The organism is Dactylosporangium fulvum (assembly GCF_025137375.1).
Lineage (GTDB): Bacteria > Actinomycetota > Actinomycetes > Mycobacteriales > Micromonosporaceae > Dactylosporangium > Dactylosporangium fulvum.
Genome location: NZ_CP073720.1, coordinates 6503398 through 6524418, shown reverse-complemented (window position 1 = coordinate 6524418; position 21021 = coordinate 6503398). Strand labels below are relative to the sequence as shown.

The 21021-nt window shown below is 70.9% G+C and carries 23 protein-coding genes and 1 pseudogene; 11 read left to right on the top strand and 13 right to left on the bottom strand.

What is annotated here, in order from left to right:
- Nucleotides 1–14 precede the first annotated feature (14 nt).
- Genes Dfulv_RS30160 through Dfulv_RS30150 form a run of 3 tightly spaced genes read right to left on the bottom strand, consistent with a single transcriptional unit; the run spans nucleotide 15 to nucleotide 2587 of the window.
- Nucleotides 15–794: an ABC transporter permease gene (locus Dfulv_RS30160; RefSeq protein ID WP_259857141.1), complete on the bottom strand. Its 780-nt coding sequence runs from the start codon at nucleotides 792–794 to the stop codon at nucleotides 15–17.
- Nucleotides 795–1583 (bottom strand): ABC transporter permease, encoded by a 789-nt coding sequence (locus tag Dfulv_RS30155; protein WP_259857139.1) that lies wholly within the window; start codon nucleotides 1581–1583, stop codon nucleotides 795–797.
- Nucleotides 1580–2587 carry an ABC transporter ATP-binding protein gene (locus Dfulv_RS30150; RefSeq protein WP_259857137.1) on the bottom strand — a complete coding sequence of 336 codons (1008 nt, stop codon included), beginning with the start codon at nucleotides 2585–2587 and terminating at the stop codon, nucleotides 1580–1582. Before Dfulv_RS30150 ends, Dfulv_RS30155 begins: the two co-directional genes overlap by 4 nt.
- A 115-nt stretch (nucleotides 2588–2702) precedes the next feature.
- Between Dfulv_RS30150 and Dfulv_RS30145 the strand changes: the two genes are divergently transcribed.
- From Dfulv_RS30145 to Dfulv_RS30130, 4 genes are all read left to right on the top strand, one after another.
- Complete coding sequence (locus Dfulv_RS30145) at nucleotides 2703–3236, top strand: shikimate kinase (protein ID WP_259857136.1); 534 nt, start codon at nucleotides 2703–2705, stop codon at nucleotides 3234–3236.
- A 513-nt stretch (nucleotides 3237–3749) separates the two neighbouring features.
- The gene (locus Dfulv_RS30140) at nucleotides 3750–5954 is read left to right on the top strand and encodes a discoidin domain-containing protein (protein ID WP_259857135.1); all 2205 of its coding nucleotides are present in this window, start codon (nucleotides 3750–3752) and stop codon (nucleotides 5952–5954) included.
- Nucleotides 5951–7234: a DUF1996 domain-containing protein gene (locus Dfulv_RS30135; RefSeq protein ID WP_259857134.1), complete on the top strand. Its 1284-nt coding sequence runs from the start codon at nucleotides 5951–5953 to the stop codon at nucleotides 7232–7234. The genes Dfulv_RS30140 and Dfulv_RS30135 overlap by 4 nt, the downstream gene beginning before the upstream one ends.
- Nucleotides 7235–7343: 109 nt before the next feature.
- Nucleotides 7344–8384: a LacI family DNA-binding transcriptional regulator gene (locus tag Dfulv_RS30130; RefSeq protein WP_259857133.1), complete on the top strand. Its 1041-nt coding sequence runs from the start codon at nucleotides 7344–7346 to the stop codon at nucleotides 8382–8384.
- A gap of 166 nt (nucleotides 8385–8550) precedes the next feature.
- Here the strand turns inward: Dfulv_RS30130 and Dfulv_RS30125 are convergent, their stop codons facing one another.
- Nucleotides 8551–8919, bottom strand: coding sequence for an Mth938-like domain-containing protein (locus tag Dfulv_RS30125; RefSeq protein ID WP_259857132.1), 369 nt, complete (start codon nucleotides 8917–8919; stop codon nucleotides 8551–8553).
- Nucleotides 8920–8958: 39 nt separating this feature from the next.
- Here Dfulv_RS30125 and Dfulv_RS30120 point away from each other — a divergent pair, with 39 nt between their 5' ends.
- Nucleotides 8959–9459, top strand: coding sequence for a pyridoxamine 5'-phosphate oxidase family protein (locus Dfulv_RS30120; protein ID WP_259857130.1), 501 nt, complete (start codon nucleotides 8959–8961; stop codon nucleotides 9457–9459).
- Here the strand turns inward: Dfulv_RS30120 and Dfulv_RS30115 are convergent.
- Both Dfulv_RS30115 and Dfulv_RS30110 read right to left on the bottom strand, forming a co-directional pair.
- Nucleotides 9447–10355, bottom strand: a complete 909-nt coding sequence (locus tag Dfulv_RS30115; RefSeq protein WP_259857127.1) for an acyl-CoA desaturase — start codon at nucleotides 10353–10355, stop codon at nucleotides 9447–9449. The genes Dfulv_RS30120 and Dfulv_RS30115 overlap by 13 nt on opposite strands.
- Before the next feature lie 233 nt (nucleotides 10356–10588).
- Nucleotides 10589–11068, bottom strand: coding sequence for a hypothetical protein (locus Dfulv_RS30110; RefSeq protein WP_259857125.1), 480 nt, complete (start codon nucleotides 11066–11068; stop codon nucleotides 10589–10591).
- A gap of 258 nt (nucleotides 11069–11326) precedes the next feature.
- Here Dfulv_RS30110 and zwf point away from each other — a divergent pair, with 258 nt between their 5' ends.
- Nucleotides 11327–12829 carry a glucose-6-phosphate dehydrogenase gene (zwf, locus tag Dfulv_RS30105; RefSeq protein ID WP_259857122.1) on the top strand — a complete coding sequence of 501 codons (1503 nt, stop codon included), beginning with the start codon at nucleotides 11327–11329 and terminating at the stop codon, nucleotides 12827–12829.
- 646 nt (nucleotides 12830–13475) lie between these two features.
- Here zwf and Dfulv_RS30100 read toward each other — a convergent pair.
- From Dfulv_RS30100 to Dfulv_RS48935, 4 genes and pseudogenes are all read right to left on the bottom strand, one after another.
- The gene (locus Dfulv_RS30100) at nucleotides 13476–13859 is read right to left on the bottom strand and encodes a VOC family protein (protein WP_259857120.1); all 384 of its coding nucleotides are present in this window, start codon (nucleotides 13857–13859) and stop codon (nucleotides 13476–13478) included.
- Between the two features lie 590 nt (nucleotides 13860–14449).
- Nucleotides 14450–14704 carry a hypothetical protein gene (locus Dfulv_RS30095; protein ID WP_259869871.1) on the bottom strand — a complete coding sequence of 85 codons (255 nt, stop codon included), beginning with the start codon at nucleotides 14702–14704 and terminating at the stop codon, nucleotides 14450–14452.
- A gap of 94 nt (nucleotides 14705–14798) precedes the next feature.
- Nucleotides 14799–14924: a hypothetical protein gene (locus Dfulv_RS48940; RefSeq protein WP_406568069.1), complete on the bottom strand. Its 126-nt coding sequence runs from the start codon at nucleotides 14922–14924 to the stop codon at nucleotides 14799–14801.
- A gap of 76 nt (nucleotides 14925–15000) precedes the next feature.
- Nucleotides 15001–15123, bottom strand: a pseudogene (locus Dfulv_RS48935) (helix-turn-helix domain-containing protein); the annotation flags it as partial.
- Between the two features lie 345 nt (nucleotides 15124–15468).
- On the opposite strand from Dfulv_RS48935, the gene Dfulv_RS30085 reads away from it, so the two are divergent.
- A complete protein-coding gene (locus Dfulv_RS30085) occupies nucleotides 15469–15699 on the top strand; it encodes a hypothetical protein (protein WP_259857118.1) in 231 nt (76 codons plus the stop codon).
- A gap of 202 nt (nucleotides 15700–15901) precedes the next feature.
- On the opposite strand, the gene Dfulv_RS30080 is transcribed toward Dfulv_RS30085, so the two are convergent.
- On the bottom strand, nucleotides 15902–16834 hold the full coding sequence (locus tag Dfulv_RS30080) for a fatty acid desaturase (protein WP_259857116.1): 933 nt from the start codon (nucleotides 16832–16834) through the stop codon (nucleotides 15902–15904).
- A 196-nt stretch (nucleotides 16835–17030) separates the two neighbouring features.
- Between Dfulv_RS30080 and Dfulv_RS30075 the strand changes: the two genes are divergently transcribed.
- Together Dfulv_RS30075 and Dfulv_RS30070 are read left to right on the top strand one after the other, a co-directional pair.
- A complete protein-coding gene (locus Dfulv_RS30075) occupies nucleotides 17031–17687 on the top strand; it encodes a copper homeostasis protein CutC (RefSeq protein ID WP_259857114.1) in 657 nt (218 codons plus the stop codon).
- A gap of 10 nt (nucleotides 17688–17697) precedes the next feature.
- On the top strand, nucleotides 17698–17934 hold the full coding sequence (locus Dfulv_RS30070) for a hypothetical protein (RefSeq protein ID WP_259857112.1): 237 nt from the start codon (nucleotides 17698–17700) through the stop codon (nucleotides 17932–17934).
- Here the strand turns inward: Dfulv_RS30070 and Dfulv_RS30065 are convergent.
- Nucleotides 17931–19010, bottom strand: coding sequence for a ricin-type beta-trefoil lectin domain protein (locus Dfulv_RS30065; RefSeq protein WP_259857110.1), 1080 nt, complete (start codon nucleotides 19008–19010; stop codon nucleotides 17931–17933). The two genes, Dfulv_RS30070 and Dfulv_RS30065, sit on opposite strands and share 4 nt — an antisense overlap.
- A gap of 56 nt (nucleotides 19011–19066) precedes the next feature.
- Nucleotides 19067–19639: a DUF4291 domain-containing protein gene (locus Dfulv_RS30060; protein WP_259857109.1), complete on the bottom strand. Its 573-nt coding sequence runs from the start codon at nucleotides 19637–19639 to the stop codon at nucleotides 19067–19069.
- Between the two features lie 67 nt (nucleotides 19640–19706).
- On the opposite strand from Dfulv_RS30060, the gene Dfulv_RS30055 reads away from it, so the two are divergent.
- Both Dfulv_RS30055 and Dfulv_RS30050 read left to right on the top strand, forming a co-directional pair.
- Nucleotides 19707–20024 carry a MazG nucleotide pyrophosphohydrolase domain-containing protein gene (locus Dfulv_RS30055; protein WP_259857108.1) on the top strand — a complete coding sequence of 106 codons (318 nt, stop codon included), beginning with the start codon at nucleotides 19707–19709 and terminating at the stop codon, nucleotides 20022–20024.
- On the top strand, nucleotides 20024–20653 hold the full coding sequence (locus Dfulv_RS30050) for a hypothetical protein (RefSeq protein ID WP_406567846.1): 630 nt from the start codon (nucleotides 20024–20026) through the stop codon (nucleotides 20651–20653). Before Dfulv_RS30055 ends, Dfulv_RS30050 begins: the two co-directional genes overlap by 1 nt.
- Nucleotides 20654–21021: the final 368 nt, after the last annotated feature.

Sequence of the window (21021 nt, the reverse complement as noted above, 5' to 3'; positions counted from 1 at the left end):
CGAGAGCACCGGCCTCAGCTGCCGGTGCTCTCGTAGCGGCGCAGGCCGCGGGAGAACACCCACCAGGCGACGCCCACGCAGTACAGGGCGACCAGCGGGGTCACCAGGCCCAGCCAGGCCGGGCCGTGGCCGAGCACCACGCTCACCGGGAAGAAGCTGACGAACGCGAACGGCAGGACGAAGCCCAGCGCGGCCTTCAGCGCCAGCGGGTACACCGAGATGGGGAACCGCGCCAGGTCACCGACCTGGTGGACGGCGAAGGCGAACATCGGACTCGGGCTCTGCATCCAGAACGAGACCGAGTTCGTCGCCAGGTTGATGGCCACCTTGACGACGATCGCGCTCAGCAGCACGACCAGCGCGAGCCCCACCCGGCCCGCCGACCACGAGACGTCGACGTGCGACACCGCGAAGCCGAGCATCAGGCCGCCGGTCACGATGTTGCTCAGGCCGTTGATGCCGACCTGCATGCTGCTCACCTGGAGCACGATCGGATACGGCCGGACCATCATGTAGTCGAGGTCGCCCTGGTTGATCTGCCACGCCAGGTTCCACATGCCCTCGAAGAACAGCGACCCGACGCCCTCGGCCACGGCGACCATGCCGAACATCGCCACCACGGTCCAGAACGACCAGCCGTTGATCGACGGCACCTTCGCGAAGATCGCCGACAGGAACGCCACGTTGACGACCTGCATCATGATCGTGCCGGCCATCATGATCCAGAAGTCGGCCTCGTACTCCAGCAAGGAACGCAGGTGGGCGCCGAGGAGCCGCGCGTACAGGCGAACCATCTATCCCCCGTGGACGGTCAGTTGGCGAAGGGCCCGCCGGAACAGGGCCCGCGCGGCGAACCAGAGCACGACGACCCAGGCGAGCTGGACGGCGACCAGGAGCACGGCCTGCCGCCCCGCCGCCTGACCGACGAAGATGAGCGCCGGGGTCGAGGTCAGGCCGGCGAACGGCGACCACTGCGCGGCGGTGGCGAGCCAGCCCGGGAAGTACACGAGCGGCACCAGCGCGCCGGAGAGCAGGTTGGTGATCGCCTGGCGGGCCCACATGACCCCGACGAAGTTCTCCGTCCAGAAACAGGTGAGCGTGCTGAGGTACACGACGGCGAACTTCAGCGGCACGAGCAGCAGCATGCTCGTGGCGAACAGGGCCAGCTCCGGGCCGGGCGGCAGGTCGGGCGGCCCGCTGACCGCGAACGACACTCCCACGACCAGCGCCACGACGAGCAACTCGATCCAGACACCGCCGACGACCTCCCAGAAGCGGGCGCGCTGGTAGTCGACCGGCTTCACCAGGTCGAGCGCGACGAGCCCGGACCGGATGCGAAACGACATCCGGAAGTCGACGAACGTGCCGACGAGCGCGCCGGACGCGAACGCCACCAGCAGGTACGCGCGCATGTGCGGCCAGTCGAAGCCGCCGACGCGCTCGCCGCCGCCCAGGAGCACCTTCCACACCGCCAGCAGGGCGACGAGCTGGAACGCGACGCCGCCCAGCGACAGCAGGAAGTTGCCGCGGTACGCCAGCGCGCTCAGCGCGGAGGCCCGGGCGTGCGCGCGATAGGCCCTCATGCGGCGTCCAGTTGGAGTTCGCCGGAATACACGCGGCGGACGACGTCCTCGATCGACGGCTCGTCGACGTGGAAGTCGACCAGGTTCGTCAGCGGTGCGAGCGCCGTCACCGCCTGGCCGGCCGTCATCACGAACCGGTCGAACCGCACGGCCAGGTGCAGCGGCGTCTCGCCGGCCTCGACGGTCGCGCCCGGCAGCGCCGACCGCACGGCCTCCAGCGGCAGCGCGGTCTCCGTCTCCAGGTTGAGGATCCGCTCGCGGGCGAAGGCGTCCTTCACCGCCTGGAGGTCGCCGTCGAAGATGATGCGGCCCTCGTCGATGATGACCAGGCGGCGGCAGAAGCCCTCGATGTCGCCGAGGTCGTGGCTGGTGAGCATGACCGTCGTGCCCTCGTCGCGGACCGTGCGGAAGAACTCCCGCACCCGGTCCTTCACCGCGAGGTCGAGCCCGATCGTCGGCTCGTCGAGGTAGACCACCGGCGGGGCGTGCAGCAGCGCGGCGGTGAGGTCGGCGCGCATCCGCTGGCCCAGCGAGAGCTTGCGGCCCAGCACGGGCAGCACCTCGCCGAGCTCGAGCACGTCGTCGAAGCGGGCGAGGCGTTTACGGTACGTGCCGTGGTCGATCCCGTAGATGTCCCGCAGCACCGCCAGGGACTCGGACACGGGCAGGTCCCACCACAGCTGGGTGCGCTGGCCGAACAGCACCCCGATCCGGTGGGCGAGGGCGATCCGGTCCCGCTGCGGCGAGAGCCCGTCGATGCGCACCTCCCCGGAGGTCGGCACCAGGATGCCGCTGAGGAGCTTGACGGTGGTCGACTTGCCGGCGCCGTTCGGCCCGACGTACGCGACGGCCTCCCCGGCCTCGATCGACAGGTCGATGTGGTCGACCGCGACCTTGTCGGTGAACCGGCGGACGAAGAGGTGCTTGACGGCCCCGCGCAGCCCCGGATCCTTGTCGGGCCGGCGGAACGTCTTGGTCAGCTGACGTGCTTCGATGAGTGCCATCGCGCCGAGCCTGGCAAGGCCCGGGAGTTGACGCAATCCTTTTTCTTCGAGACTCGAAATTAGTCGGTACGGCCTGTGCGTCCGCCCCCACCGGAGTCACCCTATGGTGTGCTCCATGCGACGGATATCGATGGTCGGCAATTCCGGGTCCGGCAAGACGACGGTCGGCCGGGCGCTCGCGGCACGGCTCGGGGCGCCGTTCGTGGAGCTCGACGGGATCTTCCACCAGCCCGGCTGGCAGCCGCTGGAGACCGGCGAGTTCCGCCGCCGCGTGGAGGAGGCCGTCGCCGGTGACGACTGGGTCGTCGACGGCAACTACAGCGCCGTCCGCGACCTGGTGTGGGACCGGGCCGACACCGTCGTGTGGTTCGACCTGCCGCGGCGCACGGTGATGCGGCAGGTCGTGATCCGCACGCTGTGGCGCGGCCTGACCAGGCAGGAGCTGTGGAACGGCAACCGGGAGCGCCTGCGGGACCTGCTCAACTCCGACCCGGAGGAGTCGGTCATCCGCTGGGCGTGGACCCAGCACGGGAAGTACTGCCGCCGCTACCGCGCCGCGGCCACCGACCCGCGGTACGCCCGCCTCACCTTCGTGCGCATCGCCTCCCGTGCCGACGCCCGCCACCTGCTGGAACGGGTCCGCCGGTAGCCACCTCAAGGACGCCGGTGTCCCCCTGGTCGGCTGCTCCCGTGGGCCATGATCACGGGAACCTTCTGGCGTCGGGGCGACCCGAAGTTTCCCATGATCATGGCCCACGAGCCGACTCGGGGCGCAGGCCGCCTGAACCGCCCCGCGAGTCGGGTTCCGCTCGGGTTTCGCGAGCTGGTTCCGAGTCATCCCTGGGGCGCGTCCGCGCGGGCGGGTTCCGGCGTCCGGGCGGGGGCGGGATCGATCTCGGTGAGATCGATCCCGCGGCCGGCGCCGTCCGGTGCCGGCGCTGCTGAGAGAGCGCTCCCGAGGGCCTGGTCATCGGTGGTCTTCGCTAGTTGACAGAGCGTCGCCAGGGCGTGACCTGCAGGGAGCGATGTTTGGAGAGCGCTCTCCCATTCCTGGCAAGGCATTGACATGGTTCGACCGAGGGCTCATTGTGAACTCTCTGAGAGAGCGCTCTCTCACACCGCTGTAACACCTCTGACACCCCCACGTCACAAAGGAGTCCCTATGGAGTGGTCGGAACCCCGCCCCGGCCATCGTTCCCCAAGAGCCCTGACGAGTCGGAACACCCTGCGGTACGGCATCATCGCCCTGGCGTTGGCCGCCATGCTGGGCGCCTACATCGTCACGGTCGTGACCCGCGCCGACGCCGCCGAGACCCTGCTGTCGCAGGGCAAGCCGACGACCGCCTCGTCGGCCGAGAACGCCGCTACCGGGGCGTCGAGCGCCACGGACGGCGACACCGGCACCCGCTGGTCGAGCGCGTTCAGCGTCCCGCAGTGGATCCAGGTCGACCTCGGCTCCGCCCAGTCGATCAGCCGGGTCGCCCTGAACTGGGAGGCGGCCTACGCCACCGCGTTCCAGATCCAGGTCTCGAACAACGGCACCAGCTGGACCAACGTCTACACCACGACGACCGGCACCGGCGGCAACCAGAGCCTCACGGTGAGCGGCTCCGGCCGGTACGTGCGGCTCAACGCCACGGCGAAGGCCACGCAGTACGGCATCTCGCTGTGGGAGTTCCAGGTCTACGGCGGCGCCCCGGACAACCCGGGCACCTGCGGCACCGCCAATGCCGCGCTGGGCAAGACCGCCACCGCGTCCTCGGCCGAGAACGCCGGCACGCCGGCCTCCTCGGCCGTCGACAACAACCTGGGCACCCGCTGGTCCAGCGCCGCCTCCGACCCGCAGTGGATCCAGGTCGACCTGGGCAGCACTGCTCAGATCTGCGGCGTCACGCTGAACTGGGAGGCGGCCTACGCCACCGCGTTCCAGATCCAGGTCTCGAACAACGGCACCAGCTGGACCAACGTGTACAGCACCACGACCGGCACCGGCGGCACGCAGACCCTCACGGTGAACGGCTCCGGCCGGTACGTGCGGATGAACGGCACCGCACGGGCCACGCAGTGGGGCTACTCGCTGTGGGAGTTCCAGGTCCGCGTCGGCGGCCCGGTGCCGACCACCAGTGACACGCCCGGCAGCCCGAGCGCCAGCCCGAGCGCCAGCCCGAGCACCAGCCCGAGCAACCCGGGCGGCACCAACGTGCTGCTCTCGTACAACAAGCCGGCCGTCGCCTCGACCTGGCAGAACGACGTGAACTGCAACCCGTGCTCGCCCGACAAGGCGTTCGACAACGACCCGGCCAGCCGCTGGGCGACGAGCTCCACGAACGGCTGGGTCGACCCGGGCTGGATCTACGTCGACCTCGGCGCCGTGGCGCAGATCCGGCAGGTCGTGCTGCAGTGGGACCCGGCCTACGCCGTCTCCTACCAGATCCAGACGTCCAACGACGCCACCAACTGGACGCCCATCTACACCACCACGACGGGCAAGGGCTTCAAGGAGACCCTGAACGTCAACGGCTCCGGCCGGTACGTGCGGATGTACGGCACCCAGCGCTCCAACGGCTACGGCTACTCGCTGTGGGAGTTCAAGGTCTACGGCACCGGCGGCGCGCCGACCCAGCCGCCCGCGCGGCCCGCCGACCCGGTGTTCCCGGCCACCAACCTGGTGTGGCAGGACGAGTTCAACACCGCCAACGGCAGCAAGCCGGACCCGGCGAAGTGGACGATCGACCCGGGCACGGGCCAGAACAACGAGATCCAGTACTACACCAACAACGAGAACGTCACGATCGAGAACGGCTCCCTGGTCATCGAGGCCCGTCGCCAGACCGCGGGCGGCCGTGACTACACCTCGCACCGGATGAACACCAGCAACAAGTTCTCTACGCAGTACGGCCGGATCGAGGCCCGCGTCAAGGTCCCGAAGGGCAACGGCCTCTGGCCCGCCTTCTGGATGATGGGCACCGACTTCCTCCAGGGCCGCCCCTGGCCGTACAACGGCGAGATCGACATCATGGAGATCCTCGGCCGGAACACCAACGAGATCTACTCGACGCTGCACGCGCCGGCCTACAACGGCGGTGGCGGCTACGGCCAGAAGATCAGCACGGTGGACCTGTCGCTGGACTACCACCTGTACTCGGTCGAGTGGGACAGCAAGCACATGACGTTCCGCGTCGACAACCAGGTGATCCTGGTGGCGGACAAGGAGACCGTGGAGACCACGCGTGGCCCGTGGGTCTACGACCACCAGTTCTACCTGATCCTCAACCTGGCCGTCGGCGGTGACTTCCCGGGCCCGATCGACGCGACCACGCCCTTCCCGTCCCGGATGTACGTCGACTATGTGCGGGTGTACAAATGAGAATTCGTAGACTGCTTATCGGCGCCTCCCTGACCCTCGTCGTCGCGGCGGGTATCGGGGCACGACTGCTGACCTCCGCCGACGCGGCAGAGGTGCCCATCTCGCAGGGCAAGCCGGCCACGGCGTCGTCGACCGAGAACGGCGGCGCGTCCGCCGCCAACGCGGTCGACGGCAACGCCGGCACCCGCTGGTCCAGCGCGTTCGGCGACCCGCAGTGGCTGCAGGTCGACCTGGGCGCGACCGCGACGATCAACCGTGTGGTCCTCAACTGGGAGGCCGCGTACGCACGGGACTTCACCATCCAGACGTCGGCCAACGGCAGCTCGTGGACGACGATCAACACGACCGTGAACGGCACCGGCGGCGTGCAGACCCTCGACGTCAGCGGCTCCGGCCGCTACGTGCGGATCAACACCACCCGCCGGGCCACGCAGTTCGGCGTGTCGCTGTGGGAGTTCCAGGTGTTCGGCACGGGCGGCGCCACCACGCCGCCGACCGCGCCGACCACGATCCCGCCGAACGCGGTGCGGGTCGCGGAGTTCCTCGCCGACTGCCCGTTCTCGCACCGGCTGCCGGACGACCCGATCGTCTTCCCGGGCCTGCCCGGCGCGTCGCACATGCACAGCTTCTTCGGCAGCAGGGTCACCAACGCCCACACCACCGTGAACGACCTCGCGGCCGGTGCGAGCAACTGCAACCCGGCGGTGGACGTGTCCTCGTACTGGGTGCCGACCCTCTACCAGGACGACAACCCGGTGGAGCCGGTCATCACGACCTTCTACTACCTGGGTGAAGGGGTCCGCGACGACGTCCGGGAGCGGACCCAGCCGCTGCCGTACGGGCTGCGGATCGTCGCCGGCAACGCCAAGGCGACCGCGCCCGACGCGACCACCATCTCCCGCTGGTCCTGCCTGCACCACAACGAGGCCGGCGCGGGGAAGGACTTCATCAACTGCCCGGCCGGCTCGATGCTGGAGTCGTACCTCGACTTCCCGCAGTGCTGGAACGGCCGCGACCTGGACTCGCCCGACCACAAGAGTCACATGGCGTACCCGGTCAACGGTGACTGCCCGTCGACGCACCCGGTGCCGGTGCCGAAGCTGCGGCAGGTCCTGCGGTACCCGGTCAACGGTGACCCGGCGCGCATCCGGCTGTCGTCGGGCCGCGGGTTCACGATGCACGGCGACTTCTTCAACGCCTGGCCGCAGGCCGAGATGGAGCGCCGCGTCGCCTACTGCATCCGGCTGAAGGTCAAGTGCGGCGCCGACGGGCGCGCATAGCAGGTACGTAACTAGCAGGTAACCGAATCCGGCCGCGGGTGGACGTGACGTGTGAGTCCGTCCACCCGCGGCTCCTCATCGCATCGGGGCACGATCTACCGTGGCAACCATGACGGGCAGCGACTCGCGACCGCCCACCCTGGAGCAGGTCGCCAACTACGCAGGGGTGTCCCGGGCGACGGTCTCCCGCGTCATCAACGGGGTGCAGACCGTGGACCCGGAGCTGCGCCGCACGGTGGAGCGTGCCATCGCCGCGACCGGCTACGTGCCGAACCTCGCGGCGCGGTCCCTGGTGACCCGGCGGACGGACTCGATCGCCCTGGTCGTCTCCGAGCCGGAGAACCGCGGCTACGAGACGCCCTTCCTGACGCGGATGTTCACCGATCCGTACCTCGGGCGCGTGACCGCCGGCGCGCAGGAGGTGCTCCGGCCGCTGGGCATCCACCTCGTGATCTTTCTCGCCGACCCGCCCGCGCGGCCGCATCTGCTGCGGTACCTGCGGCAGGGCCACGTCGACGGCGCCCTGCTGATCTCCAGCCACGTCGACGACCCGCTGCCCGCGCAGCTCGTCGACCTCGGCGTCCCGGTCGTCCTGTCGTGCCGGCCGGGCCAGCCGGTGAACGCCAGCTTCGTCGACGTCGACCAGCGCGCCGGCGTGCGGATGGCGGTCGATCGGCTGGCCGCCCGGGGTCGCCGCTGCCTGGCCACGATCACCGGCCCGCTCGACATGCCGGCCGCGCAGGACCGGCTCTCGGGCTTCGAGGAGGCGGTCGCCGCGAACGGCCTGCCGAAGGGCGTGCACGTCGAGGGGGACTTCACCCGGGGCGGCGGCGAGCGGGCCGCGCGCCGGCTGCTGGAGGAGTACCCGCAGGTCGACGGCGTGTTCGTGGCCAACGACCTGATGGCCGACGGCGCGCAGCGCGTGTTCCAGGAGGCCGGCCGCCGGATCCCGGACGACGTCGCCGTCATCGGCTTCGACGACAGCACGGCGGCCCTGGAGTGTCATCCGCCGCTCAGCACGGTCCGCCAGCCGGTGGAGGAGATGGCCGGCGAGATGGCACACCTGCTGCTGACGCGGATCCGCGAACCCGGCCGGTCGCCGCGCTCGGTCATCTTCAACCCGGAGCTGGTCCTGCGCGCCTCCGCCTGAGGCACGCAGGACACCCATCGCGGGATCGCTGATCGACTCCTTGCCGTCCTCGACATGGCCGAAGTACCACAGGCCGAAGGTGGCGTCGGTCCGGGCGGTGAGGCTCAGGCCGTGGACCGACAGGTCGTGGCCGCCGTCGGCGGGTGCCCACTCGTCGGGGTGAGACTCAGCAGGTCGAGTGGAACAGCCCCGCCACCTGGGTGGAGTCGGCCAGCGAGTTGTAGAGGTCGACCGCGGCGCGGGTCTCGGCGACGTGGACCTCGACGCCGCGGGCGTGCATCTCATCCACAGTGGACTTCGGCACGGCCAGCCGCTCCTGCATGCCGCGGGACAGCACGACGACGGTCGCGCCGTGGCTCAGCAGCTCTTCGACGTCGGCCGGCTGGACACCCGGGTAGTGCTGGGTGCCGGTCTCGTTCCAGTCCCACGCGCGTCCGCCGCCCGGCCAGGCCTTCAGGTCCTTCACCGCACCGAGGCCCTCGACCTCGATCCGTCCCCAGGTTACCGAGAGGATCCGGGGAGATCGTGGCAGCATCGAACCGTCGCCTCCACATCGTGAGAAAGGGTCAACCGGATGCCGGACACCGCGCTGGATCAACGGTACAGCGACGACCATGCCACCGCCGTCCCCTGGGAGGTGACGCAGGAGGAGCTCGCGACGGCGGGCGTGTACTGGCTGTCCACCGTCCGCCCCGACGGCCGCCCCCATGTGACCCCGCTCATCGGGGTGTGGCTGGACGACGCGCTGCTGTTCTGTACCGGGTCGCAGGAGCGCAAGGCCCGCAACCTCGCCGCGAACCCCGAGGTTGCCGTCACCACCGGCGCCAACGCGCTGCACGCCGGACTCGACGTGGTCGTCGAGGGCCCGGCCGTCGTGCTCCGCGACGAGCCGTCGCTCACCCGGGCGGCGGCGGCCTGGCTGGCGAAGTACGGGGAGGAGTGGCGGTTCGAGGTCCGCGACGGCCGGTTCCACCACGCGAGCGGCGCCGGGGTCGCCGACGTGTACCGGGTCGCGCCGGCGGCGGTGTTCGCGTTCGGCAAGGACCCGTACAGCCAGACGCGCTACGCGTTCTGAAGCCGGATCCGGGCCAGCCGCTTCGGGGTCGGCCAGCGCACGTCCCACGCCCAGCCGGCCTTCTCGAAGAGCCAGATGAGCCGGGCCGAGACGTCGATCTGGCCGGGCAGCACGCCGTGGCGGGCGCAGGTCGGGTCGGCGTGGTGCAGGTTGTGCCACGACTCGCCCATGCTGAGCAGCGCCAGCGGCCAGAAGTTCGCGGACCGGTCCCGGGCGGCGAACGGGCGGTCGCCGATCATGTGGCACACCGAGTTGACCGACCAGGTGACGTGGTGCAGCGCGGTCACCCGGACGAGGCCCGCCCAGAAGAACGCGGTCGCCGCGCCCCACCACGACCAGGTGATGAGGCCGCCGAGCAGCGCCGGCGCGGCGAGCGTCACGACGGTGAGCGGGCCGAAGAGCCGGTGCACGATCCGGATGTCCCGGTCGGCGAGCAGGTCCGGGGCGAAGCGCTCCTGGTTGGTGAGGTCCCGGTTCAGGACCCAGCCGAGGTGCGCGTGCCAGAAGCCCCGCACGAGCGCGGCCGGTGACGTGCCGAACAGCCACGGTGAGTGCGGGTCGCCCTCCTGGTCGGAGAACGCGTGGTGCCGCCGGTGGTCGGCGACCCAGTGCAGGATCGGGCCCTGCACCGACAGGCTCCCGGCGACCGCGAGCGTGATCCGCAGCCAGCGGTGGGCCTTGAAGGCGCCGTGGGTGAAGTACCGGTGGAAGCCGACCGTCGCGCCGAGGCACGTCACCACGTAGAACGAGACGGCCAGGACGACGTCGAGCCAGGCGAGCCCCCGGCCCCACGCGACCGGCACGGCGGCCAGCAGCGCGAGGAACGGGACGATGACGAACGCGTAGACGGCGACCTGCGCCGGCACCGGCCGCCGGTGTCCGAGGAGGGGCTTCACCCCGCCGACCGTAGGCGGTGGTCATGACCGGCACCCCGCGAACAGGATGCCGGTCATCGACCGTCAGATGACGTGATTGGCCGCCCGCCGGATGCTCTTGAGCCCGCTCGGGCCGCAGCGCCCGCAGCGGCGCGGGGACGCGCTCACCCCGGTCGCCGAGCACGCCGACCCGCAGCCCCACCCGACTCTCCCCGCTCGCGCGGCCCGGCGAACCAGGCACCGCGAGGGCGAAGCTAGAGGTAGACGTCCAAACGGCCGGTGAACAGGCTCGGCGTTTGTTGGAGGCGCTGCTGCTGGATGGCGTCGTCGGCCCGCTCGAGGTCGAGCCGGACCTCCTCCGCGCGTTGCCGCAGTGTCTCCTCAAGCTGGCGCTGTTCCTGGATGCGCTGCTGGTCGTCGAGGCGCTGCTGGTCCTGCAGCCGCTGCTGGCGCAACCGGTACTGCTCGTCCTGGTCCTGTCGCAGGTCGCCGGCGCGCTGCCGGTCCCGCTCCGCGATCTCCTGGTTCTGGACCCGGCGCTGGTCCTCGATCCGCTGCTGCTGCCGCGCGTCGTCGAGCCGCTGCTGGTCGAGGCGTTGCTGACCCCGGTCCTGGTCGAACCGTTGCTGGTCGAGGCGGTCCTCGAACAGCCGGTTCTGCGCCTGGTCGGTAGCGTTCACGCTGGTCGCGGCGGCCGTGGTCGGTGTGGCCGGTGCTATCGGTGTGATCGACATCGCGCTCCCCGTTCAGCGATTCGACTACTCTCCGAATATTACTTCTTACTTTACGTTAGCACTCCGGGATACCGATCCGGCCAGCGTGCGGGGCGACGCATGGCGCGTCCAGCCTCCGGGATAGCGGTTTTCCTGCCGTGGGCGCACAGCCAGTACCGTCGAACCATCATGACGCCGGTCACGTTCTGGAATCGTTGCTGTGCGCAGCGGTTGACTCGTAGTGTCACGGCGGCAGTCCGACGGAGAGGCGCGCACCCCATGTCCAGCGACACGGTCTTGCAGGAGTCCGACAACCGCCACGCCCCGCCGGCCACGGTGGTCATCTTCGGTGCTTCGGGTGACCTGACCCGCCGCAAGCTCATTCCCGCCATCGAGAGCCTGGCCCGCCACAACCGGCTCCACGAGCGCTTCGCGGTCGTCGGCGTGGCCCGCACGCCGATGGACGACGACCAGTTCATCCACAACGTGCTCGGCGACAAGGGGCTGTCGGGGATGCCGCAGCTGGCCGGCGCGGTGCGGTACATCGCCGGCGGCTACGACGACCCCGAGACGTACAAGCGGCTCGCCACCGTCCTCGACGAGCTCGACGAGCAGCGCGGCACGTCGGGCAACCGGGTCTTCTACCTGTCGACCCCGGCGGAGGCGTTCCCGCTCGTCATCAACGGCCTCGCCGGCGCCGGGCTCAACCAGGCGCGGGAGGACTCCTTCTCGCGCCTCGTCATCGAGAAGCCCTACGGGCACGACGAGCAGAGCGCCAAGCAGCTGGACCACACGGTGCACGCGGCGTTCGACGAGTCGCAGGTCTTCCGCATCGACCACTACCTCGGCAAGGACACCGTTCAGAACGTCCTCGCCCTGCGGTTCGCCAACTCGATCTTCCAGCCGATCTGGAACCGCACCTGGGTCGACCACGTCCAGATCACGGTCGCGGAGACCCTCGGCGTCGGCACGCGCGGCAGCTTCTACGAGCACGCCGGCGCGATGCGCGACATCCTGCAGAACCACGTGCTCCAGGTCCTCGCACTCGCCCTGATGGAGCCGCCGGCGTCGTTCAGCGCCGAGGCGGTGCGCAACGAGAAGGTGAAGCTGCTCCAGGCGATCCGGCTGCCGCGGGGCCGGGACATCGACGACATCGCCGTCCGGGGACAGTACACGCGCGGCGGGACCCGCGAGGAGCTCATGCCCGGCTACCGCGAGGAGCCCGGCGTCGACCCGCTGTCGCGCACGGAGACCTACGCGGCGCTGCGGCTCGACGTGGACAACTGGCGGTGGGCCGGGGTGCCGTTCTACGTCCGGACGGGCAAGCGGCTGCCGAGCCGGGTCACCGAGGTGGCGCTGCAGTTCCAGCGCCCGCCGCACCTGCCGATCCCCGACTCGCAGCTGACCGAGCTCCAGCCCGACGCGCTGATCCTGCGTATCCAGCCCGACGAGGGCATCGCGCTCCGCTTCGGCGCGAAGGTGCCGGGCCACTCGTTCCGCGTGCGGTCCGCGAGCATGGACTTCTCCTACGACAAGACGTTCCGCGAGGAGTCCCCGGAAGCGTACGAGCGCCTGCTCCTGGACGCGCTGATCGGCGACACGACGCTGTTCATCCGCTCCGACGAGGTCGGGCAGTGCTGGCGCATCGTCGACCCGATCATCGAGCGCTGGGCCGAGGACACCAGCCCGATCCCCACGTACGAGGCCGCGTCCTGGGGCCCGACGGACGCCGACCGCCTGATCGGCCGCAGCGGCCGCGCCTGGCGCAACACGGTCGCCTGACCCGGCTCGCACGCTGCCTGTGGTCCGTTGCCGGACGGCTCACAGGCGCGTCGGCCCGGCCACCTACGCCGCCTGACCGGCCAGGCACGGTTCGATCAGGCCGCTGTCCGGGCCGCGGGCCGCGGGCTGCGGGCCATCGGGACACGACGGCCACGGCGGGCGGTCGGCGCGAGGCTGTCCCGTTGATCCGTCTGGCCGCCTGGTCTGGCCGCCTGGTCTGGCCGCCTGGTCTGGCCGCCTGGTCTGGCCGCCTGGTCTGGCCGCCTGGTCTGGCCGCCTGGTCTGGCCGCCTGGTCTGGCCGCCTGGTCTGGCCGCCTGGTCTGGCCGCCTGGTCTGGCCGCCTGGTCTGGCCGCCTGGTCTGGCCGCCTGGTCTGGCTGTCCCGGTCGTCGTCCCGGTCTGGCGTCGTTCCGTTCGGCTGTCCTGTGTTCCGCCGGCCTCGCTCGGATCGTCCTCATCGCACTCTCGTGCCGCCGCCGTCAGCCGTCGCCCTGAGAGCTGCCCGCGTTCGGGGCGTGCGGATCCGCCGGTGGAGGTGTCTCCTGGCGGCGTTGACCGGCCCGGCGCCGGTGTCCGGCCGGTGACGTCGGCCCGGCCGGTGTCGGGGGTGCCCGTGTTGCTGCCGGCGCCGCTCGCGTGGCGAGGGTCAGTCCCAGCGGTTGGCGTTGTCGTCGTTGAGTGTCCCCGGCTTGTCCGGCACGACACAGAACACCTGGCCCGACGGGTCCCGCATGACCTGCCACGTGCCGGCCCGATCGAGGCGGGCCGCACCGAGCGCCTCCAGGCGCGACACTTCCGCCTCCAGGTCGTCGGTGTGGATGTCGAGGTGCACCCGAGGCCGGCCGTCGCCGAGTCGCTGGGCGAGGAACAGCATGTCGTGGCCCTGCAGCAGCGCGCCGTGGAACTCCGGGTGCTGCTCCACTCGCGGGATCGGCTGCCCCAGCGCCCCCTCCCAGAAGGTCACCGTCTTCGCGTGGTCGTCCGCCGGAACGTCGATCACGATCGCGTAGAGCCTGCTGTAGTGAGCCACGCCCAGCAGTATGCCCGGCCCTCGGCTCCGTTGATGCGAGCCCACCGGCCGGCTCCGTCGAGGGCGGATCCGCCGGTGCGGAGGACCCGGAGCGTCGAGGGTGCCCGCGAAGTCCCGGCCTGGTGGCTGCGGGACAACTCGGTCCGGCGGCGGGTGCGGGAAGCGCAGCCGCCGCGGGGAGCCGGTCGGCCGCCGGGGGAGTGGGAGACGGGCGTCGCTCGGCCATCGGGGGTGGGGGAGGGGCGGAGGCCGGGCCGGGTGACAGCGACAGGGCGGGCTCGGCCCCACGGGCACGGAGACGGGCCAGCTTGGCGGCGTGACGGGCGATCAGGCCGTGCCGCCGGGCTTCGGCGAACTCGGCCCGGACCTCGGCTCGCAGGCGGCGCTTGCGTTGCCGCTCGGCCATGGCAGCGTGAAACCGGGCGTCCCAGTCGATCGGCTCGATCTCGCTTGCGTTGCCTGGTCCTGCCGTCGTTTCCCCCATGACCCGAACCTAGACCCCGGGTATGACACTTTCCGGCCGTGTCGGGCTCCATTTGATCCGTTACGGATCAGCGTCACACGATGCGTGACAGCTCCGGCTAGACGATCTACCTTTCGGTCGAGGGTGTGGGTTCAGCTGCCCACGAGTCGGGTTCGGTCTGGCGCCAGGTCAGCTCGCCGGTGAAGCTCCAGTGCCGACGGAGGTGTGCTTCGACGTCGTGTTGGGCGACCTCGATCGGTGCGTCCGGTGGTGTGCCGGGCAGGTCGCCACAGGCGATGGCGTCAGGGACCTCGGCGACCGAGATGCGCCACTTCGCTGGTGTCCGGTAGAGGAGCACCCACCGGACGTTGGTGTTGGTCACCCTGAGTCTCCTCGTCTGCCGCCCCGTCGTGGGGGATCGCTTGGTATTACGGGCGATGATGCCGTTCTTCCGGCAGTTCCGCTCGAACAGCACCTCACCCGGTGCGGGGCTTGGTGAACCGGCCGGTGGCCCGGCGCACCACCGTGGCGGTCACGCAGTACCGGGATTGGTCGTCCACCCCGGTGATCACCTTCGCCTCGGTGCCGTCGGCGCAGTTCACAGCTCGCCGCGTCCACCTCCGGCGACGTCTGCGCATGCGGCCGGTGCGACCCGTCGGCCAGGCCCTCCAAACCCAGCGACCGGTACCAGCCCAGCCAACGGTGCACCGCCTGCCGGGACACCCCGAACCGCTCAGCCACCTCGGTCACCGGCACGCCGGCTTCGACCTCCAGCACAGCGCGATACCGCTGTTCCGTCATGGTCAAACTTCACCAACACTCGGCGGAGTGTCACCCCATCAAGCGAAGTCAACACTTTCCGGCCGTCGGCGAGACCTGCCGCTGGTGGGACCGTGGGCGAGGGCCGCGCGGCGGTGGGCAAACCTGGCCCGAGCGGCCGGCCACCGATCGGGTCCGGGCGCGGGAATGCCGGCCGGGGGAGCGTTTCCGGGCCGGCATTGTCCACATGCGACAATCTCGTCGGCACTGCGCGGCGTCGACGCTCCGTGGGGTACCCGGCGACGACCGAGAGCCGGAGCCGGCACGACAGCCGTTGGTCGCCAGGTGTTGGTTGCGCACCGGCACTGCTGCGGAGACGATCTGCGGATGATCTCACCCGACGTGCAGCCCACCGTCGACTTCTCGGCCGTGGCTGCTGACCATGGGGCCGCGCTGCACGGGCCGGTGCCGTTCGAGCCTGACGTCGACGAAGCGGTGGAAGACGAGCTCGTGGCCGACGCCGAGGAGGTGCCGTTCGACCTGGGCGCCGACGTCGCTCATCCCGGCCTGCCCCACGCCGGGCCGGGCTTCGACGTGGGCCGGGACACCGCACACTGAGCGCCGCGGGCTCAGGCGAGATCCCACCAGCGTGGCAGGTAGTGCAGTTGGCTGAAGTGGAACGCCCGGCCCCGCCGGCCGCCAGCGGCATCCGGACCGCGGGCAGCGCCCGCGACGCCCGCAACTCCCCGTCGAGGCTGCCACACCGGCGATCAGCACGCGACAGCAGCGTGGACGAGACGGGGTACCGTGACCCGCGTGATCACTGCCCCGCACTGATGTCGGTGACGGGCGACGCCGGCAGCGGCCGCACCGCGTCCGCCGTCGCGGGGACCGGGCCCCGCAGCTGCCGGGCGACCGCCGGGAACCAGCCGAGATGGAACTCGTCCTGTTCCGCGACGAACGCCGCCCGCAGCTCGTGCCACCGCAGGCCCGGGTGCCGGTGGTGCACGCTGTGCAGGTTGAACGCCAGCACGAACAGCTCCAGCGCCCGCGGCAGGCGCAGGTTCATCGCCTCGAGGGGGCGCTCGAGGCGGGTGCGGTAGTGGTAGGCGTTGTCGGCCAGGGACACCAGCAGCGCCCGGGCCGCGACGGCGAGGGCGAGCAGCCACACGTGCGCGCCGTACGCGATCGCCGAGCCGGTGTAGGCGGCGACGACCGCGACCGCCTCGAGCCGGAACCGGCGCAGGTTGTCGCGGCGGCTCACCCGCTCGAACAGCAGGCCGGTCACCGAGTCGAGGGAGTCGGCGCGGCGCACGAGCCGGTGCCAGCCCGCCGCGGGCAGCAGGGCGAGCAGGACCGACGCCAGTTCGGCGAGGTACAGGCCGCCGAGCAGCCGCGGGTAGTACATGCGGGCGGCGACGAGCCACGACGTGGTCTCCGGGTCGTAGACCTCGGTCCGCTCGCGGCGTGTGCGACTGTACCGGTGGTGCAGCAGATGCCCGGCCTTGAGCAGGGTGAACGGCGCGCCGTAGCCGATCGCGAGCAGCCGGCCGAGCCGGTCGTTCCACGGCCGGTCCCGCAGGAGGGTGCCGTGGATCGCCTCGTGGACGAGCGACCACAACGGCACGGTGGTGAGGGCGAGAGGAAGCAGAAGCCAGCCCCAGTGCATGTCGATCGGGAGCAGCACGAGGGGCAGGACGAGGAGCTGGAGCACGAGGGTGCCGAGGGCGGCGACCACCAGTACCACTGCCATGACCGCACCGTAACCAGCGGAAGGGAACGTGCAGGTGACGGCGGTTTGAAAGTCAGGAGCGCAATGCCTTGCCGATCTCCCCGGGCACGCCTTCTACGATCACCGGAGGAACCGCTCCGCCCGCTGGCGACGTCGCCGGCCGCGGAGTCGACGCGCGCATGCGGGCCTACCGGCAGCGCCGGGCACGGGGGTGAGCATGCTGGAGGTCATCGCGCTGTCCGCGGACGACGCGCGGCACGCCGCCGCGGGCGGCGCCGACCGGATCGAGCTCGTCAGCGACATGGCGGTCGGCGGGCTCAGCCCTGCCCCGGAGACCGTCACGGCGGTCCGCGCCGCGGTCGACCTGCCGGTGCGGGTCATGCTGCGCCCCGAGGCCGGCTTCACGGCACCGGACCCGGCCGCGCTGCGGCGGCTGGCGCGGGACCTGCGCTCGGCCGGCGCCGAGGAGTTCGTGTTCGGCTTCCTGACGGCTGCCGGCGCGGTCGACCTCGCGGCGCTCGACGCGGTCCTGCCCGCCCTCGACGGCGCGCCGTGGACCTTCCACCGCGCGATCGACCACGCGGCCGACCGGTCCGCCGCATGGTCGGCGATCACCGGCCTCCCCGGCCTCGACGCCGTGCTGACGGCGGGCGCGCCGACGGGTGTCGCGGACGGCCTGCCGGTGCTGCTGCGGGAGGCGGGCGACCCGCGCCTCCTGGTCGGCGGCGGCCTCCGCCCGCCACACCTGCCGCCCCTGCTGGCGGCCGGGGCCCGGGCCTTCCACTCCGGCGCCGCCGTGCGGCCGGGTGGTTCGTTCGAAAAACCGATAGACCCGGATCTGGTACGGAACGTGCGTTCCCTGCTGACTCGATAGGGTCGGCCGCATGCTGGAGTACCGGACGCTCGACCCGCTACGGGTGCGCATCGAGACGCACCGCCGCTACAGCCGCCGCCCCGACAACCCCGCCGAGACGGTCCTCGCCGCCCTGTCGTACGAGCCCGGCGCCGCCCTGCTCGCCGCCGTCGTGGACACCGTCGCGGCGCGGGCGGCGGCGCTGTTCGCCACCGCCCGCGAGGTCGTCGATCCGAAGGGGTACGTCGTGGTGAGCGCGAGCCGTTAGGGCACGGTCCAGTTCTGGTTCGCGCCGCCGGAGCACGACCAGATCTGCAGCCGCGTGCCGTTGGCGGAGCTGGAGCCGGTCGCGTCCAGGCACTTGCCGGAGCCGGCGTTGATCAGCGTCTGGCCGCTGCGGGTCCACTGCTGCGCGGCGGTGCCGTTGCAGTCGTAGAGCTGCACCTTGGTCCCGTTGGCGGTGCCGGCGCCGGTGACGTCCATGCACTTGCCGAGCGCGCGGAGCGTGCCGTCGGCCGCGCGGGTCCACCGCTGGGCGGTGGACCCGTTGCAGTCGTAGAGCTGCACGGCCGTACCGTTGGCGCTGTTCGCCCCGGCGACGTCGACGCACTTGCCGCCGGCGCCGGTGATCTGCCCGGCCGGCGCGCCCGTGGTCGGTCCCGTCGTCGGCCCGCTGCCGAGCCAGGCGTTCGCGGCGTTCACGCCGGTGGTGTCGATGGCGCTGTTGCTCTCGACCGGGCTGGGCACCGTGCTCGGGAACACGATGAACGTGACGGGTCCGGCGGTGCCACCCGTCGCCGGGTTCGGGTCGATGCCGAGGGCGACCGCCAGCGCGTACGACCCCTCGCCGATGATGTTGTCGGGGCCCTCGTCGGCGAAGACCGCGTAGGCGACGCGGTTGTTGTAGACCACCGCGGCGACGGCGCCGGGCCGGATGCCCTGGCTCTGGTAGTTGAACCGCGTGCTGGGCAGCGGCACGACGTAGTACCGCGTCACCTCGGACGTGAAGTACGCGCCGGTCGACGTGGTGAACGACGTCTGCGGCTGGTACCACGGGTCGGTGCCCGCGTTGCAGTGTGTGGTGCCGATGCCGTCGCAGTCGATGTCCATGTCGGCGGTCCAGAAGAACGCCGAGCCGCTCTTGCAGACCGCCACGGTGGCGGCGCCGCCGTCGTCGGTGGCGTACTTGCCGTTGGAGACCTGGTTGCAGGTCTGGGTCTTCGCCAGCAGCTGGGCGGCGGTCGGTGCGGCGGCGAGCGCGACGGTGGTGCCCGACACGAGGGCGAACGCGGTCGCCGCGGTGGTCAGCGCGACGGCGGCGAACGCCGTCAGGTACCTCTTCACGGGCAGGCTCCTTCCGGGGAAATTAATAGAAAGGAAACCTGACTGACAGATAGCTGTCAATACTTACGTACGTCGAACGGTTGCTCGTCCGGCAGCAGCGCCTGCGCACCCGCGCGGTCGCCCGCCCTGACGAGCGCATGCACCTCGCGGGCCAGCTCGGTGACGTCGGTGATCCCGACCGTCCACTCGTCCACGTAGCGGTCCACCGCCGGGCCGCTCAGGCCCATCTGCAACGACCGGTACGGCAGCGGCCGCAGATCCAGGTCGCGCTCCGGATCCCACTGGACCCGCACCGGACTCGTCTTCAGCTGCCGCGACCACTCCTCGCGGCTCGCGTGGACGTCCCGGTCGTAGTGGCTCAGGCACGCGTGCGCGAGCGCCCACGCGAAGCCGGTGCGGGTCAGTTCGATCGCGAGGACGTGCTCCTGGTCCGGCTTGGTGGCCCAGCCGCAGCGGTACATCATCCACAGGAACGACGGCTTGATCCACGTCATCCGCTCGCGCTTGAACGGCGCGACGAAGCGGCCGGCGGCGAGCGCCGGCAGGGCGATCCGCGGGCTGTACGCCTGGTAGACGGTGATCGTCTCGGTGGTGTACGACGCGCGGATCTGGTGGTACAGCACAGACATGTGCCTATTGCAACCGACAGCGGCGGCGCCGTCGCGGGCTTTTCGGGCATCGGCGATGCTGTGCGGTGTGGAAGATCGCTTCTCGCTCGCGGACCTGCCCGCGACCGCAGCCGACATCGCCGGGCACCTGACCGCGGCCGGATTCACCGAGGCGCCGCACCTGCGACAGACCCTCGCCCTGGCCGAGGAGGTCGGCGAGTTCGTCGGCGCGGCCCGGCGCCACTACGGCATGGCCCGGCGCGGCGGCGACTTCGCCGACGTCGAGGCGGAACTCGCCGACGTGGTGATCACCGCGTTCGTCACCGCGCACACGATGGGTATCGACCTGGAGCAGGCGATCAGGGCCAAGCTCGACGTCGTCTACACCCGGGGCTGGCGCACCTGATGTCCTCCGTGCTCTGGCTCGAACTCGTCGGCTGGGCCGGCTCGGCGCTGCTGGTCTGGTCTCTGCTGCAGACCCGCCTCCTGCGGCTGCGGGTGTTCAACCTGGCCGGCTCGCTCGTGCTCGTCGCGTACAACGCCGTCGTGGGAGTCTGGCCCATGGTCGGGCTCAACGTGACGCTCGCCGGCATCAACGTGTGGCAGCTGTATCGGCTGCTGCGCACCCGCCACGACGAGCACACCTACCAGGTCGTGGAGGTCGCGACCGACGACAACTTCCTGGCACACGTCCTGCGGGTCCACTGGGCCGACATCGCCCGGTTCAACCCCGACTTCCGGTTCGACACCACGACCCAGCAGGCGTTCCTGACGCTGTGCGGAGACGAGCTCGTCGGCGTCATGCTGCTGCGGCCCGCGGGGGACGGGGTCGCGCAGGTCGACCTGGACTACGTGACGCTGAAGTACCGGGACCTGACCCCGGGGGAGTTCGTCTTCCGCCGCAGCGGCCAGCTGACCGCCCGCGGCTATCACCGGGTGTTCACCCCGCCCGGCATGGTGGCCCCGTACTACGGCCGGCTCGGCTTCAAACCGGCAGGCGACCGGTTCTGCCTGGACCTGCCCACCACCGACTAGTGTTCGTCGACCGATGGACGGCTCCGGTCGGCGCCCCGCCTGTCGTCGGCCGGACTCATGATCGCGGCGGCCCGGCGTTGCCGCGCGGGTCCCGGCCGATTTGTGGCTCGTGATCGCGATGCGTGTAGCCATGGGTGCCTGTTGCGTAATTCGCTGGGACAGTGTTGGCGGCCCAACTACGCGCCGATCTTGGAGTTGTGGCGCCATGAACCTCCGAATTTGTCCGGATTTGTCAAGGACCACAACTCCAAGATCGGCGCGGTTGTCGGGGCTGACGCGCGAGGGATCCGAATTGCGCAACAGGCTCCAGGGGTGCACCAAGTCTCCGTGATCATGCGAGGAATCGTGTCAAGCAGTGCCGCGCCGCG

What these genes read in the sequence shown, in the direction of transcription:
- Dfulv_RS30140 (WP_259857135.1), top strand. Translation starts at nt 3,750, where the DNA reads ATGGAGTGGTCGGAACCCCGCCCCGGCCATCGTTCCCCAAGAGCCCTG.
- Dfulv_RS30130 (WP_259857133.1), top strand. Translation starts at nt 7,344, where the DNA reads ATGACGGGCAGCGACTCGCGACCGCCCACCCTGGAGCAGGTCGCCAAC.
- Dfulv_RS30085 (WP_259857118.1), top strand. Translation starts at nt 15,469, where the DNA reads ATGATCTCACCCGACGTGCAGCCCACCGTCGACTTCTCGGCCGTGGCT.
- zwf (WP_259857122.1), top strand. Translation starts at nt 11,327, where the DNA reads ATGTCCAGCGACACGGTCTTGCAGGAGTCCGACAACCGCCACGCCCCG.
- Dfulv_RS30135 (WP_259857134.1), top strand. Translation starts at nt 5,951, where the DNA reads ATGAGAATTCGTAGACTGCTTATCGGCGCCTCCCTGACCCTCGTCGTC.
- Dfulv_RS30120 (WP_259857130.1), top strand. Translation starts at nt 8,959, where the DNA reads ATGCCGGACACCGCGCTGGATCAACGGTACAGCGACGACCATGCCACC.
- Dfulv_RS30110 (WP_259857125.1), bottom strand. Translation starts at nt 11,068, where the DNA reads ATGTCGATCACACCGATAGCACCGGCCACACCGACCACGGCCGCCGCG.
- Dfulv_RS30075 (WP_259857114.1), top strand. Translation starts at nt 17,031, where the DNA reads ATGCTGGAGGTCATCGCGCTGTCCGCGGACGACGCGCGGCACGCCGCC.
- Dfulv_RS30070 (WP_259857112.1), top strand. Translation starts at nt 17,698, where the DNA reads ATGCTGGAGTACCGGACGCTCGACCCGCTACGGGTGCGCATCGAGACG.
- Dfulv_RS30150 (WP_259857137.1), bottom strand. Translation starts at nt 2,587, where the DNA reads ATGGCACTCATCGAAGCACGTCAGCTGACCAAGACGTTCCGCCGGCCC.
- Dfulv_RS30145 (WP_259857136.1), top strand. Translation starts at nt 2,703, where the DNA reads ATGCGACGGATATCGATGGTCGGCAATTCCGGGTCCGGCAAGACGACG.
- Dfulv_RS30155 (WP_259857139.1), bottom strand. Translation starts at nt 1,583, where the DNA reads ATGAGGGCCTATCGCGCGCACGCCCGGGCCTCCGCGCTGAGCGCGCTG.
- Dfulv_RS30160 (WP_259857141.1), bottom strand. Translation starts at nt 794, where the DNA reads ATGGTTCGCCTGTACGCGCGGCTCCTCGGCGCCCACCTGCGTTCCTTG.
- Dfulv_RS30060 (WP_259857109.1), bottom strand. Translation starts at nt 19,639, where the DNA reads ATGTCTGTGCTGTACCACCAGATCCGCGCGTCGTACACCACCGAGACG.
- Dfulv_RS30080 (WP_259857116.1), bottom strand. Translation starts at nt 16,834, where the DNA reads ATGGCAGTGGTACTGGTGGTCGCCGCCCTCGGCACCCTCGTGCTCCAG.
- Dfulv_RS30050 (WP_406567846.1), top strand. Translation starts at nt 20,024, where the DNA reads ATGTCCTCCGTGCTCTGGCTCGAACTCGTCGGCTGGGCCGGCTCGGCG.
- Dfulv_RS30125 (WP_259857132.1), bottom strand. Translation starts at nt 8,919, where the DNA reads ATGCTGCCACGATCTCCCCGGATCCTCTCGGTAACCTGGGGACGGATC.